15 protein-coding genes and 1 riboswitch are annotated in these 19,850 nt (G+C 68.8%); of the genes, 2 read left to right on the top strand and 13 right to left on the bottom strand.

The features are described 5' to 3' along the window. Window positions 1-110 precede the first annotated feature (110 nt). The 8 genes from bpln_RS01620 to bpln_RS01585 all read right to left on the bottom strand — a co-directional run bounded on the left by bpln_RS01620 (window position 111) and on the right by bpln_RS01585 (window position 6,905). A complete protein-coding gene (locus tag bpln_RS01620) occupies window positions 111-1,100 on the bottom strand; it encodes an MlaA family lipoprotein (RefSeq protein ID WP_055137937.1) in 990 nt (329 codons plus the stop codon). Between the two features lie 62 nt (window positions 1,101-1,162). Further along, window positions 1,163-1,669, bottom strand: a complete 507-nt coding sequence (mlaD, locus tag bpln_RS01615; RefSeq protein WP_042623665.1) for an outer membrane lipid asymmetry maintenance protein MlaD — start codon at window positions 1,667-1,669, stop codon at window positions 1,163-1,165. Between the two features lie 16 nt (window positions 1,670-1,685). After that, the gene (mlaE, locus tag bpln_RS01610) at window positions 1,686-2,453 is read right to left on the bottom strand and encodes a lipid asymmetry maintenance ABC transporter permease subunit MlaE (RefSeq protein ID WP_042623664.1); all 768 of its coding nucleotides are present in this window, start codon (window positions 2,451-2,453) and stop codon (window positions 1,686-1,688) included. Then, on the bottom strand, window positions 2,450-3,268 hold the full coding sequence (locus tag bpln_RS01605; RefSeq protein ID WP_055137936.1) for an ABC transporter ATP-binding protein: 819 nt from the start codon (window positions 3,266-3,268) through the stop codon (window positions 2,450-2,452). The genes mlaE and bpln_RS01605 overlap by 4 nt, the downstream gene beginning before the upstream one ends. A gap of 284 nt (window positions 3,269-3,552) precedes the next feature. Further along, complete coding sequence (gene thiE, locus bpln_RS33500) at window positions 3,553-4,650, bottom strand: thiamine phosphate synthase (RefSeq protein WP_082465164.1); 1,098 nt, start codon at window positions 4,648-4,650, stop codon at window positions 3,553-3,555. Then, window positions 4,647-5,462, bottom strand: coding sequence for a thiazole synthase (locus tag bpln_RS01595; protein WP_042623662.1), 816 nt, complete (start codon window positions 5,460-5,462; stop codon window positions 4,647-4,649). Before bpln_RS01595 ends, thiE begins: the two co-directional genes overlap by 4 nt. Window positions 5,463-5,499: 37 nt before the next feature. Next, a complete protein-coding gene (thiS, locus tag bpln_RS01590) occupies window positions 5,500-5,697 on the bottom strand; it encodes a sulfur carrier protein ThiS (protein WP_042623661.1) in 198 nt (65 codons plus the stop codon). Window positions 5,698-5,726: 29 nt separating this feature from the next. Next, window positions 5,727-6,905: an FAD-dependent oxidoreductase gene (locus bpln_RS01585; RefSeq protein WP_055139420.1), complete on the bottom strand. Its 1,179-nt coding sequence runs from the start codon at window positions 6,903-6,905 to the stop codon at window positions 5,727-5,729. Window positions 6,906-7,193: 288 nt separating this feature from the next. After that, a riboswitch (TPP riboswitch) is annotated at window positions 7,194-7,329 on the bottom strand. Window positions 7,330-7,690: 361 nt separating this feature from the next. Here bpln_RS01585 and bpln_RS01580 point away from each other — a divergent pair. After that, on the top strand, window positions 7,691-9,454 hold the full coding sequence (locus bpln_RS01580) for an ABC transporter ATP-binding protein/permease (protein WP_055137935.1): 1,764 nt from the start codon (window positions 7,691-7,693) through the stop codon (window positions 9,452-9,454). Window positions 9,455-9,560: 106 nt separating this feature from the next. Here bpln_RS01580 and bpln_RS01575 read toward each other — a convergent pair whose 3' ends face one another. The 3 genes from bpln_RS01575 to bpln_RS01565 all read right to left on the bottom strand — a co-directional run bounded on the left by bpln_RS01575 (window position 9,561) and on the right by bpln_RS01565 (window position 16,843). After that, window positions 9,561-11,027 (bottom strand): glutamate synthase subunit beta, encoded by a 1,467-nt coding sequence (locus bpln_RS01575; protein WP_055137934.1) that lies wholly within the window; start codon window positions 11,025-11,027, stop codon window positions 9,561-9,563. Between the two features lie 114 nt (window positions 11,028-11,141). After that, complete coding sequence (locus tag bpln_RS01570; protein ID WP_055137933.1) at window positions 11,142-15,842, bottom strand: glutamate synthase-related protein; 4,701 nt, start codon at window positions 15,840-15,842, stop codon at window positions 11,142-11,144. A gap of 272 nt (window positions 15,843-16,114) precedes the next feature. Continuing rightward, entirely contained in the window at window positions 16,115-16,843 is a 729-nt protein-coding gene (locus tag bpln_RS01565) for a transposase (protein ID WP_042623657.1), read from the bottom strand. Between the two features lie 193 nt (window positions 16,844-17,036). On the opposite strand from bpln_RS01565, the gene bpln_RS01560 reads away from it, so the two are divergent. After that, entirely contained in the window at window positions 17,037-17,768 is a 732-nt protein-coding gene (locus bpln_RS01560) for an OmpW/AlkL family protein (protein ID WP_042623656.1), read from the top strand. A gap of 145 nt (window positions 17,769-17,913) precedes the next feature. On the opposite strand, the gene ugpQ is transcribed toward bpln_RS01560, so the two are convergent. Together ugpQ and bpln_RS01550 are read right to left on the bottom strand one after the other, a co-directional pair. Next, on the bottom strand, window positions 17,914-18,693 hold the full coding sequence (gene ugpQ, locus bpln_RS01555; RefSeq protein ID WP_055137932.1) for a glycerophosphodiester phosphodiesterase: 780 nt from the start codon (window positions 18,691-18,693) through the stop codon (window positions 17,914-17,916). A gap of 67 nt (window positions 18,694-18,760) precedes the next feature. After that, a complete protein-coding gene (locus bpln_RS01550; protein ID WP_055137931.1) occupies window positions 18,761-19,846 on the bottom strand; it encodes a sn-glycerol-3-phosphate import ATP-binding protein UgpC in 1,086 nt (361 codons plus the stop codon). Between the last annotated feature and the right edge of the window lie 4 nt (window positions 19,847-19,850).

Genomic DNA, 19,850 nt, shown 5'->3' with positions numbered 1-19,850 from the left:
GAGATGTCCTGCGAAGTGAGTCGATGCTGCATTTTGAACCAGCGGCGGACTTCGTGTTGCATCCGCCGCCGTCACAAACGTTTCCGGCTGTAACGAACCGCGCGGCGCGATCAGTGCAGCCGCAGGCTCGGCCAGTGGAAACCGTTCGGCGCCGGCGGCACCACGTTCTGCGCCGGCACGTGGGTGGCGCTGGCCGGATTCGGCATGGCCGCGGCTGGCGCCGAGGCGGCCGAGGCGGCATCCTGGGCCGGGGCCGTCGCGCCCGGCGACACCGCCGCGCCGGCTGCCGTACCGGCCGCGCCCGCACCCGCGGCACCCGCCGCCGGCGCCGCGCCGTCATCGGGCAGATCATACTTCGGCAGCGTTTCCGCGCCGTAGTCGGGCACGTTCGCGGCCGCCTTGCCGCCGGGGCCGCCCGAGGCGGCGATCAGCGACTGGCGGCGCTGCAGGTAGGCATTGCGCACGAACGAGTACTTGTCGATCGCGGCCGCGTCGAGCACGTCGCCGGCGCCGAGCAGGTTCGCGCGCGTATTGACCAGGTTCACGCCGAACAGGCCCCAGCTCACCGCATCCGAATTCACCCAGGTGAGCGGGTTGCCGACGTAGTCGACCCCGAGGCCCGCCGTGTCGCGCACGGTGCTCGGCCCGAGGAACGGCAGCACCACGTACGGGCCGGGCGGCACGCCGTAGTGGCCCATCGTGATGCCGAAGTCGTTGGTGTGCTTCGGCAGCTTCGCCACCGTCGCCACGTCGAACAGGCCGCCCACGCCGAACACCGTGTTGATCACCACGCGCATGATGTCGCCCACGCCGTCGGCGATGCGCAGCTGCACGAGGTTGTTGGCGGCGATGTAGACGTCACCGATGTTCGAGAAGAAGTTCGTCACGCTGTCGCGCACCGGCTGCGGCACCGCCCACTGGTAGCCCTTGGCGACGGGCTTCAGCGCATAGGTGTCGACGGTGTCGTTGAACTTGTACATCGTCCGGTTGAAGCCTTCGAGCGGATCGCCCTTGGTGGGCGTCTGGACGGTGGCGCAACCGCTCATCGCGGCAACCGCCGCGAAGGTCAAGGCCGTGTTCCTGAGGCGCATGGTCTGCATGATCGTGTTCCTTCTTCTCTTTTCTCTGTCTGTTGCCTCGCCGGTGGGGACGGCGCGAGCACTCAATGGGCAGCCGCCCCCGACGCCGCGGCCGGCTTGCCGCCGCCCGCGTCCGCTGCCTTGCTGTACAGGAACTGTCCGATCAGGTTCTCGAGCACGATCGCCGACTGCGTCATCGAGATCGTGTCGCCCGCCTTCAGCATCTCGGTGTCGCCGCCCGGCTCGAGGCCGATGTACTGCTCGCCGAGCAGGCCCGAGGTCAGGATCTTGGCCGAACTATCCTTCGGGAATTCGTACTGCCGGTCCAGCTCGATCGTCACCACCGCCTGGTAGGTGTTGGTGTCGAAGCCGATCGCGCCAACCCGGCCCACCACCACGCCGGCGCTCTTCACCGCCGCGCGCGGCTTCAGGCCGCCGATATTGTCGAACTTCATCTTGACGGGATAGGTCGGCTGGAACGACAGCGAGCTCATGTTGCCCACCTTCAGCGCGAGAAACAGCAGCGCCAGGAAACCCAGCACCACGAACAGGCCGACCCAGAAGTCGAGAGCAGTCTTTTTCATCGTCATCTCAGAAATAGCCGACTCAGCTGAACATCAGCGCGGTCAGCAGAAAATCGAGGCCGAGTACCGCGAGCGACGCGTACACGACGGTTCGGGTGGTCGCGCGCGACACGCCCTCGGGCGTCGGCTTCGCCTCGTAGCCCTGGTAGAGCGCCACGAAGGTAACCGCGAAGCCGAACACGACGCTCTTGAGCACGCCGTTGCCGACGTCGCTCCAGGCGTCCACGCCGCCCTGCATCTGCGACCAGAACGCGCCCGGATCGACGCCGATCAGGATCACGCCCACCACGTAGCCGCCGATCACGCCCACCGCGCAGAAGATCGCCGAGAGCAGCGGCATGGTGATGATGCCGGCCCACATGCGCGGCGCGATCACGGTCTTGATCGGGTCCACCGCCATCATCTCGAGCGCGGTCAGCTGCTCGCCCGCCTTCATCAGGCCGATCTCGGCCGTGAGCGAGGTGCCCGCGCGGCCCGCGTACAGCAGCGCGGTGACCACCGGGCCCAGTTCGCGCACCAGCGACAGCGCCACCAGCAGCCCGAGCGACTGCTCGGCGCCGTAGCGGTTCAGCGTGTAGTAGCCCTGCAGCCCCAGCACGAAGCCGACGAACAGGCCCGACACGGCGATGATCACAAACGAATAATTACCGAGGAAGTGGATCTGTTTCGTGACGAGCCGCGGGCGGCGCAGCAGCGGGAAGAATTCGAGCACGAGCCGCACGAACAGGCGCGTGGCGTAACCCGTGCGCTCGAGCCCGCCCAGCACGAAACGACCGATAGCGCTGATCATCGGCGCCCTCCGCCAAGGCCGAAGTCCGCGTCGAGCGGCGGACTCGTGTAGTGGAACCGGAACGGGCCGTCGGGCACGCCGTCGATGAACTGGCGCACGCTCGGCTCGGTCGAGGCGCGCAGCTGGTCGGGCGTGCCTTCGGCGAGCACGCCGCCGTTGCCGAGGAAGTAGACGTAATCGGCGATCGCGAACGATTCCGGCACGTCGTGCGTGACCAGGATCGAGGTCGCGCCGAGCGCCTCGTTGAGCGTGCGGATCAAGTTCGCGGTGATGCCGAGCGAGATCGGGTCGAGGCCGGCGAACGGCTCGTCGTACATGATCAGCTGCGGGTCGAGCGCGATCGCGCGCGCCAGCGCCACGCGGCGCGCCATGCCGCCCGACACCTCGGACGGCATCAGGTCGCGCGCGCCGCGCAGGCCGACCGCGTTGAGCTTCATCAGCACCAGGTCGCGGATCAGCGGCTCGGGCAGGTCGGTGTGCTCACGCAGCGCGAACGCGACGTTGTCGAACACCGACATGTCGGTGAACAGCGCGCCGAACTGGAACAGCATGCCCATCTTGCGACGCAGCGCGTAGAGGCCGTCGCGCGACTGCGCGCCGACGTCGGCGCCGTCGAACAGCACCTGACCCCGGCGCGCGCGCACCAGGCCGCCGATCAGGCGCAGCACGGTCGTCTTGCCACAGCCGGAGCCGCCCATCACGGCCACCACCTGACCGCGCCCGAAGCGCAGGTTCAGATTGGACAGCACGAGGCGGTCGCCGTAGCCGAAATCGACGTCGCGAAGTTCCAGCAGGGACTCGGAAGGAGAGCTCACGGAGCTGACAATCCTGTAACGCAGAACGCCGAATTATAGGGCCTGCTCCGGTTTGGTGTCGGGAGAGTGTGCAGCGCGGCAATTTCGGGCGCTGGCCAAACGTTACGTGATGTAACCGCGAGGGCGCCGGAAAACCGCGAGCGGCCGCCCGGCGCGGCGGACGCGGGACCGCCTGTCCCGGCGGCAAGGGGCCGCCGGGGCGGATCCGCCGGCCCCGCGGCGGCGGGCGCGACGAGGCACGACGGGGCACCCGCGCATCGGGTGCGCGGGCGCAACGCTTCGTTTCAGCGATCGAAGCAATCGGCGAGCAAGGCCACCGCGGCGCGCGGGTCCGCGGCCTGCGTGATCGCGCTGACCACGGCCACGCTGCCGACCCCGGCGGCGATCACCTCGGGCAGGGTCGCGGCCGTCACGCCGCCGATCGCGACGAGCGGCGCGCGCTGTCCGGCGAAGCGCGCGTAGCGGGCGAGCCGCGCGAGCCCCTGCGGCGGCGCGACCACCGCCTTGGTCGCGGTGGCGAACACCGGGCCGAGCGCCAGGTAGCTGGGCCGCTGGCGCAGCGCGACCAGCATCTCGTAGTAGCCGTGGCTCGACAGACCGAGCCGCAGGCCGGCCGCCGCGATCGCGCCGAGCCCGGCGTCCTGCAGGTCCTCCTGGCCGAGATGCACGCCGTAGGCGCCGGCCTCGATCGCGAGCCGCCAGTGGTCGTTGATGAACACGCGCGCATCCGGGTAGCGGCGCCCCGCCGCCACCGCGCGCGTGATCTCGGCGGCCAGCACGTCCGGCGCGGCGTCCTTGACGCGCAGCTGCACGGTGCGCGCGCCGTAGTCGAGCACGCGTTCGACCCATTCGGCCGACGGCACCACCGGATACAGGCCGAGCCGCGCCGGGCAAGGCGCGAAGGCCGGCTCGGGCGCGCCCGGCGCGCCGGCGATCGACGGAAAACGGGCCGGATCGACCGGCCACGGATCGCCGTCGGCCGCCTCGTCGCCGTCACGCCAGGCGAGCGCCAGCACCAGCGCGTCGTGCGGCTCGAATCCGCAGTCGGCGAACGCGGCCAGCGCGGCGATCCAGTCGTCGGCAAGCGGCGCGGCGGCGGTCAGCGCGTAGCGCGCGGCGGCGCCCGTCAGCGTGGCGTGCCGCTCGTCGATCTCGAGCACGGCGCCGCCGGCCGCGATCAGCTCGGCCGCGCGTCCGGCCTCGGCGTCGCCGGCCGTCACCACCAGCAGGTCGCCCGGCTGCGCACGTTCGGGTACCGCAACACAGATTCGCATCGGCGCGCGGCGCGCGGGCCACTCGCCGAGCCGCGCGCGGATCCGCTCGGCGGCGCCCGCCAGCTCGTCCACTGGGGGCCAGAACAAATCACCGAAGCGCGTGGTCATTGCGCACCTCCGTCCTGGTGCCAGAACGGCATGCCGACCACCGGCGTGCTCGCGTGCGCGGTCTCGCGCGGGTCCATCGGCCCGGCCAGCCACGCGTCGCGGCCCGCCTCGACGGCCTGCGCGAACGCGCGCGCCATCGTCTCGGGATGGGTGGCCTGCGACACGGCCGTGTTTAGCAGCACGCCGTCGAAGCCCCACTCCATCACCTGGCACGCGTGCGACGGCACGCCGAGCCCGGCGTCGACGATCAGCGGCACGTCCGGCAGCCGCTCGCGCAGCACGCGCAGCGCGTAGGGGTTCATCACGCCCTTGCCGGTGCCGATCGGCGCGCCCCACGGCATCAGCGCCTCGCAGCCCGCGTCGAGCAGCCGCCGACCGATCACGAGATCCTCGGTGCAGTACGGCAGCACCTTGAAGCCGTCCTTGACGAGCAGCGTGGCCGCCTCGATCAGGCCGACCGGGTCGGGCTGCAGCGTGTAGTCGTCGCCGATCAGTTCGAGCTTGATCCAGTCCGTCTCGAATACCTCGCGCGCCATCTGGGCGGTGCTGACCGCCTCGGCGACGGTCTGGCAGCCGGCCGTGTTCGGCAGCAGCGGCACCTCGTGGCGCCGCAGCAGGTCGAAGAAGCCGGCCTCGGCGGTGCCGGCGTTCATCTGCCGGCGCAGCGCGACGGTGACCATGCCGGGCCGCGACGCGGCGATCGAATCGGACAGCGACTGCAGCGACGGATAGCGGGACGTGCCGAGCAGCACGCGGCTCTGCAGCGCGGTGCCGTACAGCGTCAGCGAATCGGTGGAGGAACGAAGCGTCATGGGGAAGTCCTGTGAAAGGTCTGCCGGGCAGCGGCGGTCAGCCGCCCGCGACGGGATGCACGACGTCGAGCCGGTCGCCGGCCGCGAGCGCGTGCTGCGCGTGCCGCGTGCGCGCGACGAACGCGCCGTTGACGGCGACCGCGAACGGCGGCCGGGCCTGGTAGGCGGCGAGCGCGTCGGCGACGGTCGCGCCGTCGGGAAGCGTCAGCGTCTGCTGGTTGATCTGGATGTCCATGATGTCGGTAGAGGATCGGTGCCGCGCGCTCATGCGCGCACGGGGTCGGGTTGGTACTGGAACAGCGCCGGCCAGCGCACCGCGCGGCGCCATGCGGCGAGCGCGTCGCGGCCCTCGCCCGACCCGCCCGCCTCGTCGCTGCCGGTGCCATTGGTGCCGAACTCGCCGCCGAACCACGCGTGAACGAATTCGACGGCGGCCTGCGCGACTTCCGGCGCGATCATGAAGCCGTGCCGGTACAGCCCGTTGACCGCCAGCGTCGCGCCGCCGTTCCAGACGATCGCGGGCCGATGGTCGGGCAGCGTCGGCCGACACTGGGAGCCGAGTTCGAGGATGCGCGCCTCGCCGAACGCCGGATGCACGGAGAACGCCGCGCTCAGCAGCTCGAGCGCCGAGCGCACGCTGACGGGCGAGCGATCCTCGCCTTCCACCTCGGTCGCGCCGATCACGTAGAGATCGTCCTGCTTCGGCGCGATGTAGAGCGGGTAACGCGGATGCAGCAGCCGCACCGGCCGCGCGAGCCCGATGCCGGGCGCATGGATCCGCGCGACCTCGCCGCGGATGCCGCGCAGCGCCGGCAGCACCGCTTTCGCGCCGAGCCCGCGGCAGTCGATGGTGAGCCGCGCGCGCGGCTCGGGCGCCGTCTCGACGGCCGTGTTCCAGTGCGTATCGACGCCGCGCGCGGCGAGCCCCGCGGCCAGCGCGGCGAGCGTCTGGCGATTGTCGAGCTGGCCTTCGCGCGGCAGCAGCAGGCCGCGCGCGAAGCGTCCGGCCAGCGCCGGCTCGGCCGCGTCGACCTGCTCGCCCGCCAGCGCGAGGAAACCGCCGTCGACGAGCGGTGCCGGCGCGTTGGCGCGCACGCGGCGCTCGAACAGCGGCGCCTCGGCGCGATCGGCGTGGTGCCAGACGACCAGCGTGCCGTTGCGCTGGAAAAACACCGGCTCGGGCAGTTCGGCGAGCCACGCCGGCCAGCGTTCGAGCGAGGCGGCGCCGAGTTCGGTGATCAGCAGCTCGGCGCTGGCCGCCTCGGCAAGCGGCGCGAGCATCGCCGCCGCGACCCAGGCGGCCGCGCCGGAGCCGGCCGCGTCGCCGCGCTCGTGCAGCGTCACGCCCAAGCCCGCGCCCGCGAGCCGCCACGCGATCAGCCGGCCGACGAGGCCGCCGCCCAGCACGGCGACGTCGGGACGGGTGCCGGTCGTGCCGCTCATCGCGCGGCCTTCCCGGCGAGGCGTGCCGCCGCGCGGACGAACGCGCGCGGCGCCGGGGTCCGGCCACACGGAGCGAAACCGGCGTGACAAGCGCAACCCGAGGGACGAACGAACCGGGGTACGAAACTAAGCGGTGGGACGTGAATAACGGGCATGGGCTCCTTCCGTAACGCGCGACTGCGCAATCGAACGGACGAAACCGGCGGCGGGGAGCCGACCCGGAAGCCAACGCCATGCGCCCCGTTCCAATGCGAACGACGGCGGCCGAACGACAACGGCGGGCGCGACCCGGTGGAATCGAAAACTTCCCGCGCCGGTATTACCCGGATCGGGTGCGAAGGGACTCTCTCAGCCTTGCCGCCGCGCATCCCGATGCATCGTTCACCGGACGCCGACAGGCAGCAAAGCACCCCTGTTTCGTCTGGCGGCCATTAGACCACAGAAGCGGAAACGGTCGCAAACCGCGGCGCAGCATGGCTTGTGCGGGATCGCGCCGGATCGGGAAGCGGCCCGATAGCGGCCCGCGCCGGCCACGCGGCGCGCCCCGTCTTTCCGCCTCCTGCGCGAGCCGGCGCGACGCTGGCACAATGCTGGCGTTGCGCCCGTCCATGGCGGCCCCGCGCGGAACGTGCCAGTCCGTTAAGTGCCGTTTAAGCGAGGTGCGACACAATCCGCCGGGCATCGCCATATGGCACGATTTCAGGCGCGCCGCCGCGTCCATCGGTTGGCATCGCGCGGCGCTTCGACCTTCGCGGCCCTGCGCCGCCTCACCCAGCAGGAAGTTCATGACCGCAACGTCCCCCGTCGCCCGCGCCGCGAACGACGCCTCGCCCGACGACATCCGCGTTTCCGCCTGGAGCCTCATCAAGCCGTACTGGGTGTCCTCGGAATGGAAGATCGCCTGGAGCCTGCTGCTCTCGATCATCGCGATGAACCTCGCGAACGTCTGGATCAGCGTGAGGATCAACGCCTGGTACGCGGACTTCAACAACGCGCTGCAGCAGAAGAACGCCGCGCAGTTCCCGCACCTGCTGCTGATTTTCAGCGGCCTCGCGTTCGCCTCGATCATCCTGTTCGTCTACAGCCGTTACCTGCGCCAGCTGCTCGGCTTCCGCTGGCGCCAGTGGGTCACCAACAGCGCGCTCGATGAATGGTTCGGCGATCGCGCGTTCTACCGGATCGAGCGCGACCGCCTCGCCGACAACCCGGACCAGCGGATCACCAACGACCTCAACTCGCTGGCCACCACCACGCTCGCGCTGTCGCTGGACCTGCTGTCCACCGTGGTCACGCTGTTCTCGTTCATCACGATCCTCTGGGGCCTGGCGGGCGCGCTGTCGATCCCGCTCGGCGGCAGCACGATCCAGATTCCCGGCTACATGGTGTGGGCCGCCGCGCTCTACGCGCTGATCGGTTCGTTCGTGATGCACAAGGCCGGGCACCCGCTGGTGTCGATCAACTATCAGCAGGAGCGCGTCGAGGCCGATTTCCGTTTCGGCCTGATCCGGATTCGCGAGAACGCCGAGCAGATCGCGTTCTACGACGGCATGGCCCTCGAGAAGCAGGGCGCGCAGGACCTGTTCCAGCGGATTCGCGACAACTGGTGGCGGCTGATGGCCTACACGCGGCGCCTGAACTTCGTGCTGAACTTCTACAGCCAGCTGGCGATCATCTTCCCGCTCGTGGTGGCCGCGCCGCGCTACTTCGCCGGCGCGTTCTCGTTCGGCGTGCTGATGCAGATCACCAACGCGTTCAGCACCGTCAGCGATTCGTTCTCGTGGTTCATCAACAGTTACGGCACGCTCGTGGAATGGCGCGCGACCATCAACCGTCTGCGCGAATTCATGCGCGTCACGCGCAGTTCGCACCTGAAGGAAACGCTGTCGCCCGCCACCGAGCATGGCGGCATCAATCTGCACTACGTCGATGCGCCGTCGCTGACCACCAGCGGCCTGCGCCTCGCGCTGCCCAACGGCGCGCCGCTCTCGACGATCGCCGACGTGACCATCGAGCCGGGCTCGCGCTGGCTGGTGCGCGGGCCGTCCGGCGCCGGCAAGAGCACGCTGATGCGCGCGCTGGCGGGCCTCTGGCCGTTCGGCAACGGCGCGATCGACGCGCCGGTGGGCGCGCGCATGATGTTCGTGCCGCAGCAGAGCTACCTGCCGATCGGCACGCTGAAGGCCGCGCTCACCTATCCGTCGCCGGCCACGCGCTTCGATGACGAGACCTGTCGCGCGGCGCTGCGCGACTGCGGCCTGGCCGACTACGCGACGCGCCTCGAGGAGTCCGAGCACTGGACGCGCGTGCTCTCGCCGGGCGAACAGCAGCGCCTGGCGGGCGCGCGCGTGCTGCTGCACAAGCCCGACTACCTGTTCCTCGACGAGGCCACCAGCGCGCTCGACGCCGACAACGAGGCGAACCTCTACAGCCTGATGGCCGCGCGCCTGCCGGGCGCGGCCATCGTCAGCATCGCGCACCGCGAATCGCTCGCGGCGTTCCACGACCACACGCTGGACGTGCAGCGCGAGGCGGCGCCGCTCGCGGCCTGAGGCGGCGGCACTGACCGGCCCCACCAGCAAAAAGAGCACGCCAGGGCGTGCTCTTTTTTCATCCATCCGGCGCGGCGGCGCGCCCGTCTGGGCCCGCGCCGCCCGCTCAGCGCGGCAGTTCCGAATGCCCCATCAGGAACGCGTCGACGGTGCGCGCGCACTGGCGGCCTTCGCGGATCGCCCAGACCACCAGCGACTGGCCGCGGCGCATGTCGCCGGCCGCGAACACCTTGTCGACCGAGGTCGCGTAGGCGCGCTCGCCTTCGGTGGCCGCGCGTGCGTTGCCGCGCGCGTCCTTGGCCACGCCGAACGCGTCGAGCACCGGCGCGGCCGGCTGCGTGAAGCCCATCGCCAGCAGCACCAGGTCCGCCTTCATCTCGAACTCGGAGCCCGCCACCTCCACCATCTTGCCGTCCTTCCATTCGACGCGCACGGCGATCAGCTTCTCGACCTTGCCGTTCTTGCCTTCGAGGCGCTTGGTGGCGACCGCCCAATCCCGCTCGCAGCCTTCGTCGTGCGACGACGAGGTGCGCAGCTTGATCGGCCAGTACGGCCAGACGAGCGGCTTGTTCTCGGCTTCCGGCGGCTGCGGCAGCAGTTCGAACTGCGTGACCGACTTCGCGCCGTGGCGGTTCGAGGTGCCGACGCAGTCCGAACCCGTGTCGCCGCCGCCGATCACGATGACGTGCTTGCCCTTGGCGAGCAGTTGATCGGTCAGCTTGTCGCCGGCGTTCACGCGGTTCTGCTGCGGCAGGAAATCCATCGCGAAATGGACGCCTTCGAGCTCGCGGCCCGGCACCGGCAGGTCGCGCGGCGTCTCGGAGCCGCCCGCGATCACCACCGCGTCGAAGCTTTCCTTCAGCTGCTCGGGCGTGATGGTTTCCTTCGCCATGTTGCCGATCATGTCCGGCAGCGCTTCCTTGCCGATGAACACGCTGGTGCGGAACGTCACGCCTTCGGCCTCCATCTGGCGCATGCGGCGGTCGATCAGCCACTTCTCCAGCTTGAAGTCGGGGATCCCGTAGCGCAGCAGGCCGCCGATCCGGTCGTTCTTCTCGAACACCGTCACCTCGTGGCCGGCGCGCGCGAGCTGCTGCGCGGCCGCGAGGCCCGCCGGGCCGGAGCCGACCACGGCCACCTTCTTGCCGGTCTTGTGCTCGGCCGGCAGCGGCTTGACCCAGCCTTCGGCCCAGGCCTTGTCGATGATCGCGTGCTCGATCGACTTGATGCCGACCGGATCGTTGTTGATGCCGAGCGTACAGGCCGCCTCGCACGGCGCCGGGCAGATGCGGCCCGTGAACTCGGGGAAGTTGTTGGTCGAGTGGAGGACCTCGATCGCCCGCTGCCAGTCCTGGCGGTACACGAGATCGTTGAAGTCCGGAATGATGTTGTTGACCGGGCAGCCGTTGTTGCAGAACGGGATGCCGCAATCCATGCAGCGCGCGCCCTGGATCTTCGCGTCGTCGTCGGACAGCGCCGCGACGAATTCCTTGTAGTGCTTCACACGCGTGAGCGGAGCCTCGTACGCCTCGTGGCGGCGTTCGAACTCGAGAAAACCGGTTGCCTTGCCCATAAGGTTCTCGTCTGAATCTGGGTGTATCAGGTGTGGGGAACGCGCCCGCCGGTGGCGGCGGGCGCATCCGCTATGTCGTTTCGCTGGTGCCGTGCGTTTGGGAGCGGCGGTGCCTCAGGCGGCGACGGCTTGCCTGGCGGCCTTCGCCGCCGCGATCTCGCCGAGCGCGCGCTTGTATTCGTGCGGGAATACCTTCACGAACTGGCGGCGCGCCGCATCCCAGTTTTCCAGCAGCGACTTCGCGCGCGGCGAGCCGGTGAACTGGAAGTGGCGCTCGACCAGCCCCTTGAGCAGCGCCTCGTCGGTCTGCCCGGCGTGCCAGATCGCGCGGTCGACCGTGCGCTCCTGCTCGGCCTGCTGCAGCACCGGGTCGAGCGCGACCATCGACTTGTTGCACTTCGCCGCGAACGCGCCGTCCGGATCGTAGACATAGGCGAGGCCGCCCGACATGCCGGCCGCGAAGTTGCGCCCGGTCTCGCCGAGCACCACCACCGTGCCGCCCGTCATGTACTCGCAGCCGTGGTCACCGGTACCCTCGACCACCGCCGTGGCGCCCGAGTTGCGCACGCAGAAGCGCTCGCCGGCCACGCCGCGGAAGAACGCCTCGCCTTCCAGCGCGCCGTACATCACCGTGTTGCCGCAGATGATGTTTTCCTCGGATTTGCCGCGGAAGTCGTTGGTCGGGCGGATGATGATGCGGCCGCCCGACAGGCCCTTGCCGACGTAGTCGTTGCCGTCGCCGACCAGGTCGAGCGTGACGCCCCTGGCGAGGAACGCGCCGAAGCTCTGGCCCGCGGTGCCTTTCAGCTGGATGTGGATCGCGTCGTCGGCGAGGCCGTCATGGCCGTGCTTCTTCGCGATCACGCCCGACAGCATCGCGCCGACCGTGCGGTTCACGTTGCGCACCGGCTGGATGAACGAGACATGCTCGCCGTTGTCGATCGCGGCGCGCGACTTCTCGAGCAGTGTGTGATCGAGCGCGCGCTCGAGGCCGTGGTCCTGCACGTCGACGTGGCGCGTCGAGGCGTTCTCGACCTGCGGCTGGTAGAACACGCGCGTGAAGTCGAGGCCCTTGGCCTTCCAGTGCTCGACGCCCTTGCGCGTGTCGAGCAGGTCGGCGCGGCCGATCAGGTCGTCGAACTTCGCGATGCCGAGCTGCGCCATGATCTCGCGCACTTCCTCGGCGACGAAGAAGAAGTAGTTGACGACGTGTTCCGGCTGGCCCGAGAACTTCGCGCGCAGCACCGGGTCCTGCGTCGCGACGCCGACCGGGCAGGTGTTCAGGTGGCACTTGCGCATCATGATGCAGCCCTGCACCACCAGCGGCGCGGTCGCGAAGCCGAACTCGTCGGCGCCGAGCAGCGCGCCGATCGCGACGTCGCGGCCGGTCTTCATCTGGCCGTCGGCCTGCACGCGGATCCGGCCGCGCAGCCCGTTCAACACCAGCGTCTGCTGGGTTTCGGCGAGGCCCAGTTCCCACGGCGTGCCGGCGTGCTTCAGCGACGACAGCGGCGAGGCGCCGGTGCCGCCGTCATGGCCCGCGATCACGACGTGGTCGGCCTTGGCCTTGGCCACGCCCGCGGCCACCGTGCCGACGCCCACTTCCGAGACGAGCTTCACCGAGATGCTCGACACCGGGTTGACGTTCTTCAGGTCGTGGATCAGTTGGGCCAGATCCTCGATCGAGTAGATGTCGTGGTGCGGCGGCGGCGAGATCAGGCCGACGCCCGGCACCGCGTAGCGCAGCTTGCCGATGTACTCGGTCACCTTGTGGCCCGGCAGCTGGCCGCCTTCGCCCGGCTTCGCGCCCTGCGCCATCTTGATCTGGATCTGGTCGGCCGACGACAGGTATTCCGCCGACACGCCGAAGCGGCCCGAGGCGACCTGCTTGATCTTCGAACGCAGCGAATCGCCGTCCTTGAGCGGGATGTCGCGCACGACCTCCTCGCCGATCACCGAGCGCAGCGTCTCGCCGCTCTTGATCGGGATGCCGCGCAGCTCGTTGTGGTAGCGGTTCACGTCCTCGCCGCCTTCGCCGGTGTTCGACTTGCCGCCGATCCGGTTCATCGCCACCGCCAGCGTGGCATGCGCTTCCGTGCTGATCGAGCCGAGCGACATCGCGCCGGTGGCGAAGCGCTTGACGATGTCCTTGGCCGGCTCGACGTCGTCGATCGAGATCGCCTTCGACGGATCGACCTTGAACTCGAACAGGCCGCGGAACGTCATGTGACGGCGCGTCTGGTCGTTGATCAGGTGCGCGTATTCCTTGTAGGTCTGGTACGAGTTGCTGCGCGTGGCGTGCTGCAGCTTGGCGATCGAATCGGGCGTCCACATGTGGTCTTCGCCGCGGATCCGGAACGCGTACTCGCCGCCCGCGTCGAGCATGTCGCGCAGCAGCGGGTTGTCGCCGAACGCGTCGCGATGCAGGCGCAGCGCTTCCTCGGCCACCTCGAACAGGCCGATGCCGCCGACCTTCGAGGCCGTGCCCTTGAAGTACTTGTTGACGAGCTCGCTCGCGAGGCCGACCGCCTCGAAGATCTGCGCGCCGGTGTAGGACATGTAGGTCGAGATGCCCATCTTCGACATCACCTTGTAGAGGCCCTTGCCGACCGCCTTGGTGAAGTTGTAGATCGCCTTCTCGGCCGACAGGTCGCCCGGCAGCCCTTCGGCCATCCTGGCGAGCGTTTCCATCGCGAGGTACGGGTGGACGGCTTCCGCGCCGTAGCCGGCCAGCAGCGCGAAGTGGTGCGTCTCGCGCGCCGAGCCGGTTTCGACCACGAGGCCGGTGCTGGTGCGCAGGCCCTGGTCGACGAGGTGCGAATGGATCGCCGAGGTGGCGAGCAGCGCCGGGATCGCGACCGTTTCCGCGTCGGTCTTGCGGTCCGACACGATCAGGATGTTGTAGCCCGACTTCACGGCGTCGGCGGCTTCGGCGCACAGCGAGGCCAGACGCGCCTCGATGCCTTCCTTGCCCCAGCCGGCCGGGTAGCAGATGCTCAGTTCGTAGGCGCTGAACTTGCCGCCGGTGTATTGATCGATCGAACGGATCTTGGCGATGTCCTTGAAGTCCAGCACCGGCTGGGACACTTCGAGACGCATCGGCGGGTTCACGTTCTGCGTGTCGAGCAGGTTCGGCTTCGGGCCGATGAACGACACGAGCGACATCACCATGTTCTCGCGGATCGGGTCGATCGGCGGGTTCGTGACCTGCGCGAACAGCTGCTTGAAGTAGTGATAGAGCGTCTTGTTCTTGTTCGACATCACCGCGAGCGGCGAGTCGTTGCCCATCGAGCCGACCGCCTCCTCGCCCTGCTGCGCCATCGGCGCCATCAGGAACTTGAGGTCTTCCTGGGTATAGCCGAACGCCTGCTGGCGGTCGAGCAGCGTCGCCGCCGCCCGGCGCTCCGCCGCGACGTCCTCGTCCTTCGAGTCGATCTCGTCGAGCTTGATGCGCACCGCGTCGATCCAGCTCTTGTACGGCTTGGCGTTGGCGAGATTGTCCTTCAGTTCCTTGTCGTCGATGATGCGGCCGTGCTCCATGTCGATCAGGAACATCTTGCCCGGCTGCAGGCGCCACTTCTTGACGATCTTCGATTCGGGAATCGGCAGCGTGCCCGCTTCCGAGGCCATGATCACGAGATCGTCGTCGGTCACGATGTAGCGCGCCGGACGCAGGCCGTTACGGTCGAGCGTCGCGCCGATCTGGCGGCCGTCGGTGAACGCGATCGCGGCGGGGCCGTCCCACGGCTCCATCATCGCGGCGTGGTACTCGTAGAACGCGCGGCGGTTGTCGTCCATCAGCGTGTGCTGTTCCCAGGCTTCCGGGATCATCATCATCATCGCGTGGACGAGCGGGTAGCCCGCCATCACCAGCAGTTCGAGGCAGTTGTCGAACGAGGCCGTGTCCGACTGGCCCGGATAGATCAGCGGCCAGAGCTTGGGCAGGTCGTCGCCGAGCACGTGGCTCGCGATCGCGCCGGTGCGCGCGTTGAGCCAGTTGACGTTGCCCTTGACCGTGTTGATTTCGCCGTTGTGGGCGATCATCCGGTACGGGTGCGCGAGCTCCCAGGCCGGGAACGTGTTGGTCGAGAAGCGCTGGTGGACGAGCGCGAGCGCCGACACCACGCGCGCGTCCTGCAAATCGAGATAGTAGACGCCGACCTGACCCGCGAGCAGCAGGCCCTTGTAGACGATGGTGCGCGCCGACATCGACGGCACGAAGTATTCCTTGCCGTGCTTGAGCTTGAGCGCCTGGATGCGGTGGCTGGCGGTCTTGCGGATCACGTAGAGCTTGCGTTCGAGCGCGTCGGTGACGATCACGTCCTTGCCGCGGCCGATGAAGATCTGGCGGATCAGCGGCTCGGAGGCCTTGACCGTCGGCGAGACCGGCATCGTCGAATCGACCGGCACGTCGCGCCAGCCCAGCACCACCTGGCCTTCCGCCTTGACGGTGCGCTCGAGCTCCTGTTCGCAGGCGATCCGCGAGGCGTTTTCCTTCGGCAGGAAGATCATCCCCACGCCGTATTCGCCGGCGGGCGGCAGCGTCACGCCCTGCCTGGCCATTTCCTCGCGGTAGAACGCGTCCGGGATCTGGATCAGGATGCCCGCGCCGTCGCCCATCAGCGGATCGGCGCCCACCGCGCCGCGGTGATCGAGATTCTCGAGGATCTTCAGACCCTGTTCGATGATCTCGTGGCTCTTCTTGCCCTTGATGTGAGCGACGAAACCGACGCCGCAGGCGTCATGCTCGTTTTGCGGGTCGTACAGACCTTGCGCGGCGGGGACCGCGCCGTGCGGCTCTTGGTGGTCGTTCATGGGGACACCGTCTGGTAAGGGCCTCGCGGCCGTTGAAACGTCTGCTGGGGGCCCGCCGCTCGGCGGCGGCGTGGCGGGCAAAACCGGGCACGATCGCGCCCGGCCTGCCGGAATTCGGAATATACGCGACGAATCAACAGGATGGCAAATAAAACCGTGTGATGTGACACCAATTAAATGAATGATTCGATTTGGTGCCATTTTATTGGGGCCGCATCAAAAAAGTGCAAAAAAAGCGGCACCCGAAGATGCCGCCGGGTGCCGCGCCGCCGCTATTGCTGATGCGCCGACGGGTTGTGCGGGCCGTTGTTTTCACGTACCTTACGCGGCCGTCCGCGCGGCAGCGGCGAGACTCGCCGGTTGGCCGTGCGCGCCGCCCACTCACGGTAGGTTTCACCGCCGAGCACCCAGCCCTTGAGCGTGGCCTGCTGCAGCTGCTCGGTCTGGCGCTCGTCGAGCGGCTGCTCGCAAAGCTCCTTGTAGGCGCGCTGCCGTTCGAACGGCGTGTTGCCAAGCGCCCAGTAGAGCGGGTGATCGGTGATCAGGCTGTCGACGGTCAGGCCGATGTGATGACGATAGCTCGACCATCGGTAGCCCTCCGCCGCCTGGGCCAGCTGGGCGCGCACCGGGCTCAGCTCCACCACCCGGCTGGCCAGCAGGAAGTAGCGCTCGCCCTCGATCACGGTGGCGCGGTAGCGCCCTTCCCAGAGCGTGCCGCGCCGCGAGTAGCGCCGGTTGAAGTGAGCGACGTAGCGCCGGCCCACCGCCTGCATCGCCTTCGGCAGGCTCGCCTCGTCGCTTGGCGTGACGAGCAGCTGAACCTGTCGAGGCAGCAGCACGTAGGCATGCACCGCCAGTTGATGATCGCGCGCCGCCGCCTTCAGGCAATCGATGAAAAGCTCGTAATCCTGGTCATCGACGAACGCCGGTTGCTGATCCAGACCGCGCAGGATGACGTGCTGCGGCTGATCGGGAACATAGAGTCGTGCTAGCCGTGCCATGCTGAATGTCCGTTTGATCGCGTTAGGAAATACCCGAAGGCCCGAATGACTGCATCCGCGCAGAGCCCCGCGCGGCAGGGAGGATTCGCACGAGCGTGCGAATTCCTAGGGAGATTGCTCTAGCTTACTAGCCTGTTCCGTTTGAAACGCCGTGGTCATAATGAGCACGCTCTAATCAAGGAGGAGACACCTGATGAAACAACAATTGGCCATTACGGGGGCTGTTGCGCTGGCATTGCTGGCCGCCGGCACCACCGCACAAGCACAATCGGCTGGAAGCTTCTACGTCACCACGGGCTGGTTTCATCTTGCCCCTCAGGATTCGAGCGACCCGCTGAAGGTCATGTCCGTCGGCGGCTCGCCCGTGAACCGGTCGGTCCCCAACACTGGTGCCGGCATCAGCGATGCGGACACGCTCGGCGTCACCGCCGGCTATTTCGTGACCGACCACATCGCTGCCGAGTTCGTCTACGGGATCCCGCCAAAGTTCAATCTGACCGGTCAGGGATCGTTCTCGCAATTCGGCACGCTCGGCCGTGCCTACCAGTGGAGCCCGGCGCTCCTGCTCAAGTACTACTTCAACAGCGCCGAGGCGAAATTCCGGCCCTACGTCGGCGTCGGTGCTTCGTACATCTACTTCACTGGCGCCAAGCTGACCAACGGCGCCTTCGAAACCGGCGTGCTCGGCGGCCCCACCAGCGTCACCACCAGCAACCAGTGGGCGCCCGTGTTCAACGCCGGCTTCAACTACAACTTCACGAAGCACTGGTTCGCCGGCCTGTCGATCTCATACATCCCGGTCAGCCTGACCGCGACGCTGACCACCCAGCGCGCCTCGCCGGTCGGCAACCTGACCCAGACCTCGCAGGCGCACATCAAGCTGAATCCGATCGTCAGCTACGTGAACATCGGCTACCGCTTCTAAGCGTAGTCGAATATTTGGGGAATGGTTATTTTCGCTGCAATTTGTAGCGATTTTTTCCTGACGTTACGAAATCGGGATGCAATCATGCTCCGGCGCTTGAGGGCCGGAGCAAATTCCCGCCGGCTGTCGCGGCAAATTCGCGACTTTATTCCCCGGATCCGGCAAAGTGCGGCCAGATCAAATCGATCCGGTCGGTGCAGATCAGGTCCACGCCCCAGTCGATCAGCTCGCGCGCGCGAGCCGGCTCGTTGACCGTGTAGGCCAGCACGTGCAATCCGGCTGCACGGATTGCGGCGACGCTCGCCGCGTCGAGCGCGCGATGGCTCGCGTGCAGCGAGACGCAGCCAAGTTCGGCCGTGAGCGTGCGCCAGTCGGCCGGCAGCGTCTCGACCAGCAGCCCGCGCGGCAGCGCGGGAGCGGCCTCACGCGCCGCCGCCAGCGCCGCCACCGAGAACGACGACAACAGCGGCGGCACCGCCGCGCCGTGCCAGAGGCGCGCCGTGTCGAGCGCCACGCGCTTGCCCGTCTCGGCCTCGCGGCCCGGGCATGGCTTGATCTCGACGTTGGCGACGAGGCCGAGCGCGCGGCAGCGCCCGGCCGCCTGTTCGAGCGTCGGCATCCGCTCGCCGGCGAAGCGCGCGTCGAACCAGGCGCCGGCGTCGAGCGCCGCCAGCTCGCCGTAGGTCATCGCCGCGGCCGCGCCGCGGCCGTTCGAGGTGCGCTCGACGGTGTCGTCGTGCAGCAGGAAGCTCACGCCGTCGGCCGACAGCTTCGCGTCGAACTCCACCATCCGGTGCCCGCGCCGCGCGCCCGCCTCGAGCGCCGCCAGCGTGTTCTCGGGTGCGAGCCTGCCGCCGCCGCGATGCGCGACGATCCGGGCGATGCCGGCGTAGGGCCAGCCGACGGGGACGTGGGTGACGCTCATGACGCGGTTCTCCTGATGGCCTCGCCGCGTGGAGTGCGCGGCGGAGCAATGATTCGGCCGATGCGGCTCAGTTCGCGCGCCGGCCCGTGACCGGATCGAAGAAGTGCAGCCGGTGCGCGGGCAGCGAGATGGCCAGCGCGGTGCCGGGCGCGGGCCGCTCGGCATAGGGCAGCCGCACGGCCACATCGTAGGCGCCCCAGCGGCCGTGCGCGAGATTGTCGGCGCCGAGCAGTTCGCATGAATCAACCACGAGCGGCGCGACCGGCATGCCCGGTTGCGGCGTCATGTGTTCGGGCCGCACGCCGAGCACCCACTCGCGGCCCGGCACGACGTCGCGGCCGATGCCGGGCGCGCCGGCCACCGGCAGCCGCGGGCCGCCGTCGAGTACCTCGAACAGCGCACCGTCGGCCGACAGCCGGCCGCGCAGCAGGTTCATCGCCGGCGAGCCGATGAAGCCGGCCACGAACACCGTCGCCGGCCTCTCGTAGATGTCGACCGGCGCGCCGATCTGCTCGGCGCGCCCGTGGTTCATCACGATCACGCGCTGCGCGAGCGTCATCGCCTCGATCTGGTCGTGCGTCACGTACACGCTGGTGGTGCGCAGCCGGCCGTGCAGGCGCTGGATCTCGAGCCGCATCTGCACGCGCAGCTTCGCGTCGAGGTTCGACAGCGGCTCGTCGAACAGGAACACGGCCGGCTCGCGCACGATCGCGCGGCCCATCGCGACGCGCTGGCGCTGGCCGCCCGACAGCTCGCGCGGGCGCCGCGCGAGCAGCGGCTCGAGTTCGAGGATGCGCGCGGCCGACGCCACGCGCTGCTCGATCCCTGCGCGCCCGATGCCGCGGATCTTCAGCCCGTAGCCCATGTTCTGCGCCACCGTCATGTGCGGGTACAGCGCGTAGTTCTGGAACACCATCGCGATGTCGCGATCCTTCGGTTCGAGCGTGTTGACCACTTGCCCGCCGATCGATATCTCGCCCTCGGAGACGCTCTCCAGGCCCGCGATCATCCGCAGCAGCGTGGACTTCCCGCAGCCGGACGGCCCGACCAGCACGACGAATTCGCCGTCGGCGATCTCGACGTCGATGCCGTGCAGCACGGCATGCTTGCCGTCATAGGTTTTCCTGACACCGTTCAAGCTCAGTGCGGCCATGCTT

Source organism: Burkholderia plantarii (assembly GCF_001411805.1).
Lineage (GTDB): Bacteria > Pseudomonadota > Gammaproteobacteria > Burkholderiales > Burkholderiaceae > Burkholderia > Burkholderia plantarii.
This window is presented reverse-complemented; position numbering and strand designations above follow the sequence as displayed.

What these genes read in the sequence shown, in the direction of transcription:
- bpln_RS01620 (WP_055137937.1), bottom strand. Translation starts at nt 1,100, where the DNA reads ATGCAGACCATGCGCCTCAGGAACACGGCCTTGACCTTCGCGGCGGTT.
- mlaD (WP_042623665.1), bottom strand. Translation starts at nt 1,669, where the DNA reads ATGACGATGAAAAAGACTGCTCTCGACTTCTGGGTCGGCCTGTTCGTG.
- mlaE (WP_042623664.1), bottom strand. Translation starts at nt 2,453, where the DNA reads ATGATCAGCGCTATCGGTCGTTTCGTGCTGGGCGGGCTCGAGCGCACG.
- thiE (WP_082465164.1), bottom strand. Translation starts at nt 4,650, where the DNA reads ATGACCACGCGCTTCGGTGATTTGTTCTGGCCCCCAGTGGACGAGCTG.
- bpln_RS01595 (WP_042623662.1), bottom strand. Translation starts at nt 5,462, where the DNA reads ATGACGCTTCGTTCCTCCACCGATTCGCTGACGCTGTACGGCACCGCG.
- thiS (WP_042623661.1), bottom strand. Translation starts at nt 5,697, where the DNA reads ATGGACATCCAGATCAACCAGCAGACGCTGACGCTTCCCGACGGCGCG.
- bpln_RS01585 (WP_055139420.1), bottom strand. Translation starts at nt 6,905, where the DNA reads ATGAGCGGCACGACCGGCACCCGTCCCGACGTCGCCGTGCTGGGCGGC.
- bpln_RS01580 (WP_055137935.1), top strand. Translation starts at nt 7,691, where the DNA reads ATGACCGCAACGTCCCCCGTCGCCCGCGCCGCGAACGACGCCTCGCCC.
- bpln_RS01575 (WP_055137934.1), bottom strand. Translation starts at nt 11,027, where the DNA reads ATGGGCAAGGCAACCGGTTTTCTCGAGTTCGAACGCCGCCACGAGGCG.
- bpln_RS01570 (WP_055137933.1), bottom strand. Translation starts at nt 15,842, where the DNA reads ATGAACGACCACCAAGAGCCGCACGGCGCGGTCCCCGCCGCGCAAGGT.
- bpln_RS01565 (WP_042623657.1), bottom strand. Translation starts at nt 16,843, where the DNA reads ATGGCACGGCTAGCACGACTCTATGTTCCCGATCAGCCGCAGCACGTC.
- bpln_RS01560 (WP_042623656.1), top strand. Translation starts at nt 17,037, where the DNA reads ATGAAACAACAATTGGCCATTACGGGGGCTGTTGCGCTGGCATTGCTG.
- ugpQ (WP_055137932.1), bottom strand. Translation starts at nt 18,693, where the DNA reads ATGAGCGTCACCCACGTCCCCGTCGGCTGGCCCTACGCCGGCATCGCC.
- bpln_RS01550 (WP_055137931.1), bottom strand. Translation starts at nt 19,846, where the DNA reads ATGGCCGCACTGAGCTTGAACGGTGTCAGGAAAACCTATGACGGCAAG.